Here is a 15,013-nt window from a genome sequence, read left to right on the forward strand (position 1 = left end):
AGTGTTTAAAGACTGTGCAAACGAACAAAACAGGTGAGAAAAGGGTTTGACTTATTTTCGCCTGACGGTAATATACGCCCCACAAACACGGTGAGGTGGCCGAGTGGCTGAAGGCGCTCCCCTGCTAAGGGAGTATGCGTTAATCCGCATCGAGGGTTCGAATCCCTCCCTCACCGCCATATTAAGCATCCTTAGCTCAGCTGGATAGAGTACTCGGCTACGAACCGAGCGGTCGGAGGTTCGAATCCTCCAGGATGCGCCATTTTGTAAGCGACGTAGTTGAAGGTCGCTGATAGTAGTAAAGCAACACAGTTTAAGAAAAGCATCCTTAGCTCAGCTGGATAGAGTACTCGGCTACGAACCGAGCGGTCGGAGGTTCGAATCCTCCAGGATGCGCCATTTTGTAAAAAGATGTTAATCGTAAACGTCTATAGTAATGAAGCAACACAGTTTAAAGAAAAGCATCCTTAGCTCAGCTGGATAGAGTACTCGGCTACGAACCGAGCGGTCGGAGGTTCGAATCCTCCAGGATGCGCCATATTAAAAAGCCTGCCTCGTGCAGGCTTTTTGCATTTCTCCCTTCCCTATATCTCCACAGCACCGCGTGCCTAGCCAAACCCAAACCTTTTTGCCACGCAATACACGGAAGAAAGCCTGTAATACCAATCTGGAAAACTAACTGATCTATTTTTGTTTGTATAAAAGCCGAACAAAGAGTCTACTCCACCGACACGCTGCAAGTGCCTCCCTGTAACGCTCAAACACATGACATCCCTGTTATGTGATGGTCGATGGAGTAGAACCCTTTATCCGCCCCTATGCCACGGAGCTGCCTGAGGGTGGGGTTAGTAGGCAGCTCGGCGTTTGAAGTGAGGTAACAGAGATGGCCTCCCGCGACCGTGACATGCCAGGGATGTCCGAGCTTACAATGGATGTACTCGTAGCGCGTCATGGGAGGCGGCTGTGTTACCTCTGGCGTACCTGACCAAATACTTAATGTGATTGGTATTAGCTAAAGCAGCTACTACCTTCGTGAGTATGTTAGCCGTGGCACTGGTTTTGAACTTCATTAACCATTAACCATTCAACATTGCCCTTAAGCTTCGCGCACAAAAAAGGCGCCCTCAGGCGCCTGTGTATCGCTTATTTATTTAATAAAGCCTTAAGCGTTGTCTTCCAGCCCTACGATTAACCAAGGTGCATTGTCTTTGGTTAAGTCGCGCTCTAAGTGCCACACTTCGTGAATGTCTTGTTCAACTGCTTCATGACTATCGCGGTAGCGGCCGCTGAACTTCAAACTTACCTGAGCGTGATAAGAAGTATGGTCGGCACGCACCAGCTCGGCATCAACAAACATCACCTCGGTATGCTGATCGCCAGTTAACGTGGCGCGCTCTTGGCTTAAATCGGCAAATAGTTCAGGCGTGACATATTCGCGAATTTTTTCTAAATCGTTGGTGTTCCACGCGGCTTGCAGAGTGCGATAATGCTCGCGTGAACCTTGCAGAAATGCCTGCATGTCAAAATCAGGAGGTAGATTAAACGGTACCTCGCTGGCTACAAAGCCACTGGCTGCAGTAGTAGAGGCCGAAGGAGTAATAGGTTGTTGAGGGGCCTCAAAGTGCTGGGGGCCACTGTATGCCGTTCTCGATGCTGGAGCTTTGCCTTTACGCAAGGCGCTGAAGATCTTGAAAGCAATAAAGGCTAGGCCAGCAATCAATACAAAGTCCATCATCTGAAAACCTTCAAAAGCACCAGAGCTGAACAAGGCGGCAAGTAAGCCGCCGGCTAACAAACCGCCTAATAGGCCACCCATCATGCCACCGGATTTTTTCGGTGTTTGGCCTGATTGATTGGCGGTGTTTTGTTGTTTAGCTGGTTGCGCAGGTGCCGTTTTATAAGATTTGCCGAAAGAGCGCCCGCCGCCCATTTTTCGGGCCTCTGCATCAAATGCAGTGGCGGTAATGCCAATCGCAAAAATAAGGGTAAACAGGGTAAGAAGTTTGCGCATGTTAGCTTCCTTGGAGAACAAATTCAGCACATCCTAAAGCAGGGCCATTTTATGTCAACAAAACGTTTAAGTAGTAGACAGTACTGTGATGACAAGCGCTTCTCGGGGGGATCTGTCCCTCAATCAGAGATTCTAGATCAAGATGCCAAGCCGGTAGCATCACATGTACAATGTGTCTTTAAGAAGCCTCAAACACTCAGCCCTAAGTACACTCAGGCAATCGTCGTTTGCTAAATCAGAGAGAGCCCCAATGAACGAAAAAACCGTGACTAAGGTTGATCAGGCTGTAGCCCAGCTGAAAATGCCACCTCATTCCTTTGAAGCGGAACAATCTGTGCTAGGGGGCTTGCTGCTGGATAACAATGCCTGGGACCGAGTGGCAGAAAAAGTGTCGGAGCCCGATTTTTATAGTCGTCCTCATCGGCTTATTTTTCAGGCCATGCAACGATTAGGGCAGCTTAATAACCCCATCGACCTGATTACGGTGCAAGAAGAATTAGAACGCCACGAGGCCTTAGACACGGTAGGTGGATTTTCATATTTAGTCGAAATTGCCAAAAACACGCCAAGTGCCGCCAACATAGGTGCCTATGCTGATATCGTGCGTGAGCGTGCTTTGGTGCGAGAAATGATCTCGGTGGCCAACGATATTGCCGAATCTGGGTTTGACCCTCAAGGGCGTAATGCCGGTGATTTGATAGACCTGGCCGAAACCAAGGTTTTTAAAATTGCCGAAAGCCGTACCAATGCCAACGAAGGGCCACAACCGTTGCGAGTGTTGCTGGAAAAGACCGTCGATCGCATCGAAGAGCTATATAAAAATCCTCACAATGGTATCACCGGAGTTTCTTCAGGTTACAAAGATTTGGATAAAATGACTGCGGGCTTCCAGCCTTCAGACTTGATTATAGTGGCAGCTCGACCTTCTATGGGTAAAACGACTTTTGCAATGAACCTTTGTGAGCATGCTGCACTGACAAGCGACAAACCTGCACTAATATTCTCCTTGGAAATGCCGTCTGAGCAGATTATTATGCGGATGCTTGCTTCTCTGGGACGGGTCGACCAAACCAAGATCCGAACAGGGCAGTTAGATGATGAAGATTGGGCTCGATTGTCTTCTACCATGGGCATGTTGCTAGAAAAAGGTCAGTTGTATATCGATGACTCATCGGGCCTGACACCCACCGAAGTTCGTACGCGCGCTCGACGTATTGCGCGAGAGCACGGTGGCATCAGCATGATCATGATTGATTATTTACAATTGATGACGGTGCCGGGTTTGACGGATAACCGAACGTTAGAAATTGCCGAGATCTCTCGCTCGCTCAAGTCTTTGGCTAAAGAGCTTGGCGTACCGGTAGTGGCGCTGTCTCAGCTTAACCGAAGCCTAGAGCAGCGGGCCGATAAGCGCCCGATTAACTCGGATCTGCGTGAATCAGGCTCTATTGAGCAAGATGCCGACTTGATTATGTTTATCTATCGAGACGAGGTCTATCACGATGACAGCACCGAAAAAGGCATCGCCGAAATCATCATCGGTAAGCAACGAAATGGACCTATAGGCCGGGTACGGCTGACGTTTCAGGGGCAGTTTTCTCGCTTCGATAACTACGCTGGGCCCGCATTTGATGATGAATATTAAGGAGTTGAGATGGATGCACACGGGGCAATTGCTCGCATCAGTCTGGCCGCAGTACAGCATAACTTGCAGCAAGCCAAACAGTTGGCGCCCTCGGCTAAGGCCATCGCGGTAGTAAAAGCCAATGCTTATGGTCATGGTGATCTGACGATGGCGTCAGCACTAAAAGACACCGCGGATATGTTTGCCGTAGCGCGCTTTGAAGAAGCACAAAAGCTGCGTGCCGGCGGCATTCGCCAGCCGATTTTGCTGCTGTCGGGATTTTTAAATGCGGCTCAGCTGGAGTTTGCTGCACTTAATAACTTCCATGTTTGCATCCACGAGTTTGCTCAGCTAGATGTACTTGAGAAAACGCCACTGGCTGCACCGGTGACTATTTGGGTAAAAATAGACTCAGGAATGCATCGCATTGGCTTCAGCCCAGAGCAAGCGGACTCGGTATTCACTCGTATAAGCGCCATTAAACAAGTGGTGCAACCGGTGAACGCCATGACTCACTTTGCCCGCGCCGACGAGCCTGAGCAGCGCAGTGTTACTGAAGCGGCTATTACGTGTTTTCAACAAGCCACCGCAGGTAAAGTGAAGCATACCGCGCTGTGCAACTCAGCCGGCGTGATTGCTTTTCCTGAGGCGCACGGCGATTTTATTCGCCCAGGTATTATGCTCTATGGCATTACGCCGTTTGGCGATAAGCAAGGCACCGACTTTGGTTTGCGTCCTGCCATGAACTTTACTAGTAGCTTAATTGCCGTGCGTGAGCACAAAGCCGGTGAGCCGGTGGGGTATGCGGGGAGCTGGGTTAGCCCAAGAGACACGCGCATTGGTGTGATTGCCGTGGGCTATGGCGATGGCTACCCGCGTATGGCCCCAGAGGGCACGCCGGTACTGGTGAATGGTCGCCGTGTTCCGTTGGCAGGAAGGGTGGCTATGGACATGACCACCGTAGACTTAGGGCCAGAAGGTAATGAGCAGGTCGGTGATGAAGTGATCTTGTGGGGCGATGGCTTGGCGGCAGAAGAAGTAGCACGCCACGTAGGCACTATTGCCTATGAGCTGGTTACTCGACTAACCGCCCGGCCACGCCTGGAGTATGTTGACTAACGCTGCGTGCAATGTTGAATTTTAAATGCTGAATTAAGCTGTATTTGCTGTTCATTCAACATTAAGCAATTCAGCATTGCCGTTCCGTAGTTTGGCACTGTCGACATTGTCCATGTGCTTCAATCGACTGATTAGTTATTACAAAGCCATTTAGCTTTGCCTGCTGCTCAAAAGCCTGATTAATCGCTTCATCATGCAACTCGACGACTAAGCCGCACTGATTACAAATTAATAGCTGCATGGGGTGGTGCTCGTCAAAATGCTCGCAAAACAAAAAAGCATTTAACGACTCCACCTTGTGCACAAAGCCCTGCGCTAACAAAAAATCCAAAGCCCGATAAACCGTGGGCGGCTTGGCATTCGGCTCCAACTCTTTTAGCTTATCTAGTAAATCGTATGCACTTACTGCGCCTTGGTAGCCAGATATCAGCGTAAACACATTACGACGAGTAGGAGTAAAACGCACGCCGCGCTGCTTGCACAACAAATCGGCACGCTCAAGCTGATGTGGAATGGACATAAACAACGATGACCCTCTCTAGTTTCAACCCGCATCTTAACACAGCCATATTAAGCGTCATCTAAACAAGCTCGGGTGTGTGCATTGATGTTCAATAAATCCACTTACTGTTGATTTTCCGAAGCGATACAACTCCTGATACACTAGCTGCAGCCGATAAAATGCCCATAGCCGTAAAGAGCAGAGAAGAATGTTAATGACTGAAATCGTAACCGACGTAACTAGCAGTAAAATCCAGAATGAAGCCATTAGTGTGCCCGGCTTCAGCTCAGCACGCTTTAGCGTGGCACCGATGCTCGATTGGTCTGACCGTCATTGCCGTTACTTTCATCGACTGATGAGCCGCCATGCCCAGTTGTATACCGAAATGGTGACCACGGGCGCTATTTTACACGGCAAAGGCGATTATCTTGGCTTTAGTGAACAAGAACATCCGCTAGTGTTGCAGTTGGGCGGTAGTGATCCTAGCGCCTTGGCGGCCTGTGCCATACAGGCCGAGCAGCGGGGTTACAGTGAAATTAACCTTAATGTAGGTTGCCCATCGGATAGGGTACAAAACGGCATGTTTGGTGCCTGCTTAATGGCCGAACCACAGCGGGTGGCAGATAGCATTGCTGCCATGAAAGCCGCGGTGGCGATTCCGGTTACAGTAAAAACGCGCATTGGTATCGATGAGCAAGACAGCTATGAATTTTTGTGCACCTTGGTCGATGGTTTGGTGGCTGTTGGCGTGGATGCGCTAATTGTGCATGCGCGCAAGGCTTGGCTTAAAGGCCTTAGCCCGAAACAAAATCGTGACGTGCCACCGCTGGATTATGAGCGTGTGTATCAGCTTAAACGCGATTACCCACAGCTCACTATCGCCGTAAATGGCGGTATTAAGACGATGGATGACGCCAAGTTACATCTCGCTCAACTGGATGGCGTTATGCTGGGCCGTGAGGTGTATCAAAACCCGTATCTTCTGGCTCAGGTTGATGGTGAGCTATTTGGCGATCAGTATGAAATGCCTAGCCGCCATGAGGTGATCCGCCAGCTGTTGCCTTATATCGAGCAGCAACTAAGCCAAAATACCTATTTAGGGAATGTGACACGCCATACGCTGGGTATTTTTCAAGGCCTACCTGGCGCGCGAGCTTGGCGACGTCATTTAAGTGAAAATGCCCACAAGGTAGGCGCCGGCCCAGAAGTCGTTGAAGCGGCCATGGCCAAGGTCCCTGAGTTTTGTTACATAGATTAAGGGCAGCGCCGAGCGCCAAGCTTAAAGCAGACACTGTCTTTTGTTGACGCTGTGTTCTTCCGCCGTCTTCTTGAGATCGCTCAGAGTCTCGTTGTTAAGTTACCGAGCAGGCGCGGTAAGACGGCTGATGCATACATCCAATAAAGTAGGGGGCGTTGTTAAATGCTCTGTAGCCTGGCGCTTTAGTTGCCATCCGGTATCAGCGGGATTTTTTAATCTTTGGTATTGTTCTTTAGCTTGGTGCTTAGCGCTTGTTACTGATAGTTTCTGCCTATTAATCTAATAGAAACTGACGATTTAACTAATGTGATGAGTCAGGGCATACTGAATCCATTGAAACAGAGTCGTACACAACAAGTCTTACTCAAAGGAGTTACTTTATGTTACAAGATAAAACTGGTCAGGCCGTTCCTCAGGTAACCTTTAGAACGCGTCAAGGCGAAGAGTGGGTTGATGTAAGTACTAACGACATCTTCAAAGATAAAACCGTGGTGGTATTCTCACTGCCGGGTGCATTTACTCCTACTTGTTCTTCTACTCATTTGCCTCGTTATAACGAATTAGCGCCGGTACTTGCCGAAAGTGGCGTAGATGAGATTGTCTGCCTTAGCGTAAACGACACCTTTGTAATGAACGCTTGGTTGGCCGACCAAGAAGCCGATCATATTCATGTGCTGCCCGATGGTAACGGTGAATTTACCGACGGCATGGGCATGCTGGTCGACAAACAAGATCTGGGTTTTGGCAAGCGCTCTTGGCGCTATTCGATGCTGGTAAAAGACGGCATCATCGAAAAAATGTTTATCGAACCCAACAAACCCGGTGACCCGTTTGAAGTATCAGACGCCGACACCATGCTGGCTTACATCAACCCACAAGCGCTTAAGCCTTCGGCCGTTACCGTATTCAGCAAGCCAGGTTGCCCGTTTTGTGTTCGAGCTAAGCAAGCATTACAGGATAAAAAAGTCAGCTTCCAAGAAGTGGTACTGGGTAGAGACATCAACAGCACGACCCTAAAAGCGGTATCAGGTCGTAGCACGGTGCCACAAATATTTATCGACGGCCGACATATTGGCGGTAGTGAAGAACTAACTGCATACTTGGCGTAATTATTACCTAAGTACATAAACGACTAAGTTAAACAGCGTGGGTTACCAAACCCGCGCTGTTTTTGTTTGTAAGCGAAGCCCTTCGGGCAGCGGTAAGCTGGAAGCTAAAGACTAAGTTCAAGACCCTAGAGATTTATTTGCCACGGAAGAGCACGGAACGCACGGAAAAATAAAGATAACTGGGTTGAAAACCACCGAAAGGTGCCAAAGATCTTAGGGTGTAAGGTATTAATACCAATCAGGAAAACTAACTGATCAGATTTTTATGTCTTCTGTAGGGTCGATTTCAATCGACCAAAAACCATAGCACGGCCTAAAGAGGTCGAATACTCCTTGCCTAAATAAGGCGACCCTACGCTCGGGGTGGGTTGGTATTTACCATTTGTTTTGTGCTTTTACTTGGATAAATATTAACGCTTAAAGCTGACCTTTGTACCTCTAGTGCTCAACTTCAAAACAGATCATATACTTACTTAGATTGGTATAACAGCGTATATTTTGTTCACTTGTCGCCCTTGAACTGGCTTTTTTTCCGTGTATACCGTGGCAAAAATCGCTTTTTATGATTTGAACTACCTGTAGCTTATAGTGTAAAGCTGACTGCTATGTTTATGTTGAGAGAGGGTCTTTATGCGTAATCAGATTAAGGCAGATGTCGCTATTATTGGCAGTGGCACCGCGGGGCTGGCCGCGTGGCGCACGGCCAGCAAGCAAGGCAAAAAAGTCGTAATCATTGAATCTGGTCCGCTGGGTACCACCTGTGCGCGAGTGGGCTGTATGCCGTCTAAATTATTGATAGCCGCCGCCGACAGTGCGCATCAGGTACGGCAGGCGCCCGGTTTTGGTGTGCATCCTGCTGGGCTGACCATAGACGGCAAAGCGGTAATGAAACGGCTTAAAGCCGAGCGCGATCGTTTTGTCAGTCTGGTCATAGATTCTATCGATACCATACCCGAGGCAAGCCGAATTACCGGCTATGCGCGCTTTAAAGATGAACACACTTTATTGGTCGACGAGCATAGCGAAGTCACCGCTACCAGCATTGTTATTGCCACCGGCTCGCGCGCCAGTTATCCCCAAGACTGGCAAAAACTGGGCGACCGTTTGGTGCTCAACGATGACGTATTTAGCTGGGACGATTTACCCAAATCTGTGGCGCTATTTGGCCCAGGGGTGATCGGCTTAGAGCTCGGGCAAGCGCTACACCGATTAGGCGTTAAGGTGTGGATGTTTGGCATGGGAGGGAAATTGGGACCCTTTACCGACTCAGCGGTAATGGACTATGCCAAGCAGTTGTTTCGTGACGAATTCTTCCTAGACACCGATGCCAACGTACAGCGCATGGAGCGCAGTGGCAACCAAGTAGAAATTGATTTCGAAAGCGAGGAGGGAGTAACCGAGCGCATACGGGTAGATTACGTGATTGCCGCCACCGGCCGCCGTCCCAATGTCGACCAGCTGGAGCTAGATAAGCTCGGACTAGACACAAACGATCGAGGTGTGCCAGTGACCGATACGGCGACCATGCAAACCAGCATCGGCCATATTTTTCTTGCGGGTGATGCTAGTAATCAACTGCCACTGTTGCACGAAGCGAACGATCAGGGCCGCATTGCCGGAGATAACGCCGCACGCTTTCCCAATATAAAACAAGGCTTTCGGCACAGCACCTTATCCATCGTATTTACCGCGCCGCAAATCGCTATGGTGGGAGAAAGCTACCAAGCCTTGCAGCAACGATCTCAACAAGATCCAGAATCCTGTGCCTGTTTTGTCGTTGGTCAAGTAAGCTTTGAAGATCAAGGCCGTAGCCGTGTAATGCGCCGTAATCAAGGGTTACTACGCGTTTATGGCGAGCCTAAAACTGGGCGGTTTTTAGGAGCTGAAATGATTGCTCCTGAAGCCGAACATTTGGCTCATTTATTAGCCTGGGCCCATCAAAGCCAAATGACGGTAGCACAAATGCTCACTATGCCATTTTATCACCCAGTAGTAGAAGAAGGCCTAAGAACCGCACTGCGTGACTTGAATGCCCAGCTAAAACTAGGCTCGGCCATTGAAGACCGCTGCATGGAATGCGGGGTAGGGGACTGATTAGCGCTACGCGTAATGTTGAGTGGTTAATGTTGAATTGAAAAGACAGACACATCTTTTGTTGTAGCTTGCATTAGCTGGTTATATGACGCGTAGCTACATTCAAAACCTGCATAACTTCAGTACTCAAAGCCGTGACTTATAGGGGTTTGATACAATATTTAATGTATTAATTAAGCATTCACCATTAAAAATTCAACATTGTAGCGCAGCGACTACGTTAGGCGCTGCTTTTTAAGGAACAACATGAATTTACGGGATTTAGAATATTTGGTGGCGTTGTCGCAAGAGCAACACTTTCGCAAAGCGGCCGAAAAATGTTTTGTGAGTCAGCCCACCTTAAGTGGCCAGTTACGCAAGTTAGAAGAAGAGCTAGGAGTGCTACTCATTGAGCGCACCTCACGTAAGGTGTTGTTTACTCCTGCAGGAGAGGCCATTACGGCACAGGCAAAACGCATTTTGGCTGAAACCAAAGAGCTGAAAGACATTGCCCGCACCTTTACCGATCCCATGTCCGGCGAATTACACATAGGGCTGATCCCAACCGTTGGCCCCTACCTACTGCCACACATTATTCCCGTACTTAAACGACACTTTCCCGAGTTGCAGCTGTATCTATATGAAGCGCAAACTCACACCTTGCTTAAGCAACTGGCAGATGGAGAGCTAGACTGTTTAATTTTGGCGCAGTTAGATCACATGGACAGCTTCAGCTCATTAGCGTTATACAACGAACCCATGGTTCTGGCACTGCCCAGTGAGCATGCGTGGGCTCAGCGTTCTCAGGTAGCGTTAAGTGAGCTAAAAGGCGAAAAGTTACTGATGTTAGAAGATGGTCATTGCTTGCGCGATCAGGCCATGGGCTTTTGCTTTGCCGCTGGTATTGGTGAAGATAAGCACTTTAAAGGCACCAGCCTAGAAACCCTGCGCAACATGGTCGCTGCGGGTTCAGGCCTAACCCTAATGCCCAAGCTTGCCATAGGCTCACCACAAGCCAATGCCAGTGTTAACTATATTCCTGTTATCGACCCCCAGCCCAGCCGCACTATTACATTATTGCATCGCGTTAACTCAGTACGCCGCCCCTGTTTTAACGAAATAGCGAAGCTGATTAAACGCTGCGCGCAATGTTGAATGGTTAATTTTGAATGTTGAATTAAACATTCACCATTCAAAACTCAACATTCCCGCGTAGCGGGTAAGCTCGCCGCTGCTTTCTAAAACAAATCATCTGTTACGCTGGTGCCACCAAATTGCTGAGTGACACTGGGAGAGCTGTAGCGCTTGGGTTCGGTGCCTTTTATAAAGTATTCAGACACCCCTTTGCCGCGGCTAAGTAGACCGCTTTGGGTATCAATGGTGGTGGTGGTTAGATTTTGAGGTACGACCCATTTTTGCTCAGGAAAATCTTGCAGTGCCACTTGCATATAATCCGCCCAAATAGGCAACGCGGTGCTGCCACCAAATTCGCCACCAGCCACTTGGCTAGCGCCTAAGTTAGCGTTATGTGCGGTGCGGCCCAGTGGTCGACCAAAATCATCAAAGCCTACCCACGCAGTAGCCACTCTGTTGGGATTAAACCCAGAGAACCAAGCATCACGAGAGTCGTTAGTGGTGCCTGTTTTACCTGCAATATCGTGTCTTTTTAAGGCGCGACCCGCTCGCCAGCCGGTGCCATTCCAGTGGCGGCCGTTGCTAGACCCACCCCAAATAGCGGAATTGAGCGCTTGGCTCACTAAAAAAGCGGTTTCTTCACTGATCACCGGCGTTACCATGGGGTTAGCTTCGTATAACACCATGCCTGTGCTGTCTTCTATGCGCTGCACTACAAAAGGCGTTACCTTGTTGCCGCCATTAGCAAAGGTCGCATAACCCGTGGCCATTTGCAGTGGCGTAGCAGAAGGGGAGCCTAATGCCAAGCTGTCGGTGGCCGGAATATTCTCAGTATCAAATCCTAAATCATTGAGCCGTTGCATCGCGATAGGAATGCCTGCCTCGCGCAACAAACGAATGGACACCACGTTTTTAGAGCGCGCCAAGGCTTCACGCACCCGTATCGGACCATCGTACACATTGGGTGAATTGCGGGGTTTCCAGCTGCTGCCGCTGCCCGCATCCCAGTGGTTAATGGGAGCGTCATTCACCATGCTGGCCAAGGTAAAGCCGTTATCGAGGGCTGCCGAATAAATAAATGGTTTTATATTTGACCCCATTTGCCGTTCGGCCTGCTGTGCGCGGTTAAACTTATTAAGATTAAAGTTAAAACCGCCAACCAAGGTGGTTACTGCGCCATTACTAGGATCTAACGCCACCAAAGCGCCGTTGATTTCAGGTAGCTGAGCCAGCATCCAGTGTTCGCCCTGAGGTCTAACCCAAATTTGCTCACCTGCATTTAATGCATCAGTCGCTTTACGTAGGGCATGGCCTTGGCGGTTGTCTGCAATGTAGCGTCGCGCCCATTTTATACCGTCCCACTCAAGGGATATTTCGCCTACGTCTTTTACCATCACGGTGGCACTACGCTCGGCCACACGGGTGACGATGGCCGGCTCTAATGGCCAGTAGCTCGGCTGCTGAGCTAAATACTGCTCAATTTGCTCATTATCCCAAGGTGTATCTTGCCACAGCTGCTCTGTTGCACCGCGGTACCCGTGGCGAAGGTCGTAGCCCAAGAGTCCATCAACTAGCGCGGCCGTTCCCGCTTGCTGCTCGTCAGATTGCACTGTGGTATACACGTTTAATCCTCTGGTGTACGCCTCTTCACCAAACATAGTAAGTGCAAATTGATGCGCCATTTCTGCAAGATAAGGCGCATGTAAGGTAATTTCAGCGCCGTGATAGCGGGCAGCTACAGGGGCGGCCATGGCCTCGTTATATTGCTGGCGATTGATTTTGTTGGTTTCGAGCATGCGGCCCAGCACAATGGCGCGGCGCTCGCCAGCACGCTTAGGGTTGCTGATCGGGTTTAGCACCGAAGGCCCCTGAGGGAGCCCAGCAATCATGGCGGCTTCTGCCAGCGTAAGCTCACTCACTTCTTTACCGTAATAAACCTGTGCCGCCGCGCCCACTCCATGAGAGCGATGCCCCAGTGAAATCTTATTTAAATAGAGAGATAAGATCTCATCTTTACTGAGTAAGGATTCAATATGCAGGGCAATAAAGATTTCTTTTACTTTACGAATAATAGTTTTTTCGCGGCTTAAGAAGAAGTTTCTAGCCAGCTGTTGCGTAATAGTACTCGCACCTTGGCGCTTTTCACCCGTGGTAAACCACACGATGGCAGCACGACTAATACCAATGGGATCTATGCCTGGATGCTCGTAAAATCGGGCATCTTCAGTCGCTAAAAAAGCATCAATGAGCATGGAGGGCATCTGCTCGATTGCAATGGGAGTACGGCGTTGTACACCGTATTGTGAGATCAGTTCACCATCTTGGCTAAGTACCCGCATCGGGGTTTCTAAGCGGATATCTTTTAGCTCAGAAACATCAGGTAACTCAGGCTTCACCTGCTGGTAAAGCACAAATATGGCGGCTACGCCGCATAGCGCCATAAACAAGCCGAATAAGAACAGGCGAACTAGCCATTTAACCATGAAGTATTAACCTAGAATTATTTATCACTTAATGAGTGTGCAAGTATATCCTGTGTCTATGCATTTATTCGAGTGCTTTGTTTTTATATGCCAATAACTCACCCCATCAGTGTGAACCCTTCTATGCTTAAAGATGACTCATCACCTTGCATGGATGCCTATGTTGAGATTGAAGCCACAATTCAAAAAACGATTATCTGCCGATACGTTTATAGGCATCGACTTTGGCTCCCACCGCATTAAAGCCTTGGCGCTAAGCAGACGGCGGCATGGCTACCACCTTGAAGGCATGGCCAGTGTTGTCACCCCGAACGGGGCCATTATCGACCATCAACTGCACAATATACCGCAATTGGTTGAAGCGCTGACTGAGCTGCGAGCGTCATTCAATTTGTGCTCAAATAATGTAGCCACCGCTGTTACAGGCAGTAGTGTAACCACTAAAGTAGTGCATGTTCCCGCCGTCTTTACGGGGGAGATATTAGCGCTACACATGCAACAAGAAGCCGCGCAACACATTGCCTTTCCGCTAGATGAAATTAGCCTAGATTATGAAATATTAGGGCAAAGCGAACAGCACCCAGATCGTAATAAAGTGCTATTAAGCGCGGCCCGTACCGATCATATTCAAGCTCGAGTTCATGCCTTGCATCAAGTGGGATGGCGTACGAAAGTGGTGGATATTGGTAGTCATGCTCTTGCTCGAGCGGTGTCATTTTTATGGGGCAGCCGCTTAGAGCAGCGAATAGCAGTACTGGATATTGGCGCGCAGAGCATGACATTTATTGTTATTGAGCAAGGCGAGGTCATTCATCAACGCTTACAGCCGTTGGCGCTAGGTATTTCGAGCTTAGCGATGACTGAGGGTGATAACGTTGAGCAGAACACCGAACTTATCGAGCAGCACGTTCAGCGTAATATACAGCTGTTTTGCAGTCACTCTGGCCAGGCTCCTCCGTCGCAGCTTTTTTTGTTTGGTGGTTATCCACAACTCCCCCGTTTAGCACGTCAGTTAGCTCAGGCTTTATCACTTTCCGTCATGTTGCCAGATTTTAACCATACCTTTGGTCATGATTTAAGCGACTACTCCCACGCGTCAGCTTTTGGCACTGCTCTGGGGCTGGCATTACGCAGTGGTTCGCCATGTCGAATATAAATTTGCTGCCTTGGCGTCAGCACCTAAAAAAACAGCAAAAAAAGCAGTTTATGCGACAAGTTAGCTGGGTGTGTGTATTTACCCTAGTGGCAATTGCTGGCGCTTATGGCTATGTGAGGCAACAAGCTCACGTTCAGCAGCAGCGAAATCTACAATTACAGCAAGCCAGCCTTCAGTTAGATGACACCTTGCATACCATCGAACTGTTACGCCAACAACGTCGACAGTTACAGGCGAGGGGAAATTTCATTGAGCAGTTTCAGAGCCAGCGGCATATCCCGGTGCAATTATTTAATCAGCTGCCCACGTGGATACCTACAGCAGTGTACTTAGACCGTATTTATCTGGCCGAACACGGGCTAGAGATCAACGGTAAAACAACTGCTTATAGCCAGTTAGCGCAAATGGTACAGCAGATAGAAAGCGCTGGCTGGCTTACTCAACCGCGCCTGCAAGTGGTGGCTGTGCCTAATGCTCCTTTGTCATCGGCAAACCAGTTCTCATTACAGTTCAGTCACAAGGCACCGTGAGGGATGAACTCCAA

At 49.1% G+C, this 15,013-nt stretch carries 11 protein-coding genes and 4 tRNA genes; 12 read left to right on the forward strand and 3 right to left on the reverse strand.

Annotated features, from left to right (window positions below):
• Positions 1–89: 89 nt before the first annotated feature.
• From ACFQ1C_RS08000 to ACFQ1C_RS08015, 4 genes are all read left to right on the forward strand, one after another.
• Positions 90–179, forward strand: a tRNA-Ser gene (locus ACFQ1C_RS08000).
• Between the two features lie 6 nt (positions 180–185).
• Positions 186–262: transfer RNA gene (locus ACFQ1C_RS08005), tRNA-Arg, on the forward strand.
• 60 nt (positions 263–322) lie between these two features.
• Positions 323–399 (forward strand) — tRNA-Arg (locus ACFQ1C_RS08010).
• 62 nt (positions 400–461) lie between these two features.
• A tRNA-Arg gene (locus ACFQ1C_RS08015) sits at positions 462–538 on the forward strand.
• A 624-nt stretch (positions 539–1,162) separates the two neighbouring features.
• Here ACFQ1C_RS08015 and ACFQ1C_RS08020 read toward each other — a convergent pair.
• Positions 1,163–2,011, reverse strand: coding sequence for a Tim44 domain-containing protein (locus tag ACFQ1C_RS08020; protein WP_379558086.1), 849 nt, complete (start codon positions 2,009–2,011; stop codon positions 1,163–1,165).
• 250 nt (positions 2,012–2,261) lie between these two features.
• Here ACFQ1C_RS08020 and dnaB point away from each other — a divergent pair, with 250 nt between their 5' ends.
• Positions 2,262–3,656, forward strand: a complete 1,395-nt coding sequence (dnaB, locus tag ACFQ1C_RS08025) for a replicative DNA helicase (RefSeq protein ID WP_379558087.1) — start codon at positions 2,262–2,264, stop codon at positions 3,654–3,656.
• A 9-nt stretch (positions 3,657–3,665) separates the two neighbouring features.
• Positions 3,666–4,754: an alanine racemase gene (gene alr / locus ACFQ1C_RS08030; RefSeq protein ID WP_379558088.1), complete on the forward strand. Its 1,089-nt coding sequence runs from the start codon at positions 3,666–3,668 to the stop codon at positions 4,752–4,754.
• A gap of 70 nt (positions 4,755–4,824) precedes the next feature.
• Here alr and zur read toward each other — a convergent pair whose 3' ends face one another.
• Positions 4,825–5,274: a zinc uptake transcriptional repressor Zur gene (zur, locus tag ACFQ1C_RS08035; RefSeq protein WP_379558089.1), complete on the reverse strand. Its 450-nt coding sequence runs from the start codon at positions 5,272–5,274 to the stop codon at positions 4,825–4,827.
• A 196-nt stretch (positions 5,275–5,470) separates the two neighbouring features.
• Here zur and dusA point away from each other — a divergent pair, with 196 nt between their 5' ends.
• From dusA to oxyR, 4 genes are all read left to right on the forward strand, one after another.
• Entirely contained in the window at positions 5,471–6,514 is a 1,044-nt protein-coding gene (dusA, locus tag ACFQ1C_RS08040) for a tRNA dihydrouridine(20/20a) synthase DusA (RefSeq protein WP_379558090.1), read from the forward strand.
• Positions 6,515–6,894: 380 nt separating this feature from the next.
• Positions 6,895–7,623 (forward strand): glutathione peroxidase, encoded by a 729-nt coding sequence (locus ACFQ1C_RS08045; protein ID WP_379558091.1) that lies wholly within the window; start codon positions 6,895–6,897, stop codon positions 7,621–7,623.
• A gap of 630 nt (positions 7,624–8,253) precedes the next feature.
• Entirely contained in the window at positions 8,254–9,717 is a 1,464-nt protein-coding gene (locus ACFQ1C_RS08050; RefSeq protein WP_379558092.1) for a dihydrolipoyl dehydrogenase, read from the forward strand.
• Between the two features lie 246 nt (positions 9,718–9,963).
• Entirely contained in the window at positions 9,964–10,851 is an 888-nt protein-coding gene (gene oxyR / locus ACFQ1C_RS08055) for a DNA-binding transcriptional regulator OxyR (RefSeq protein WP_379558093.1), read from the forward strand.
• Between the two features lie 83 nt (positions 10,852–10,934).
• Here the strand turns inward: oxyR and ACFQ1C_RS08060 are convergent, their stop codons facing one another.
• Entirely contained in the window at positions 10,935–13,313 is a 2,379-nt protein-coding gene (locus ACFQ1C_RS08060; RefSeq protein WP_379558094.1) for a penicillin-binding protein 1A, read from the reverse strand.
• A 160-nt stretch (positions 13,314–13,473) separates the two neighbouring features.
• Between ACFQ1C_RS08060 and pilM the strand changes: the two genes are divergently transcribed.
• Positions 13,474–14,469, forward strand: a complete 996-nt coding sequence (pilM, locus tag ACFQ1C_RS08065; RefSeq protein WP_379558095.1) for a type IV pilus biogenesis protein PilM — start codon at positions 13,474–13,476, stop codon at positions 14,467–14,469.
• Positions 14,457–14,999, forward strand: coding sequence for a PilN domain-containing protein (locus ACFQ1C_RS08070; protein WP_379558096.1), 543 nt, complete (start codon positions 14,457–14,459; stop codon positions 14,997–14,999). Before pilM ends, ACFQ1C_RS08070 begins: the two co-directional genes overlap by 13 nt.
• Positions 15,000–15,013: the final 14 nt, after the last annotated feature.

This window comes from Oceanisphaera ostreae (assembly GCF_042676125.1).
Lineage (GTDB): Bacteria > Pseudomonadota > Gammaproteobacteria > Enterobacterales > Aeromonadaceae > Oceanimonas > Oceanimonas ostreae.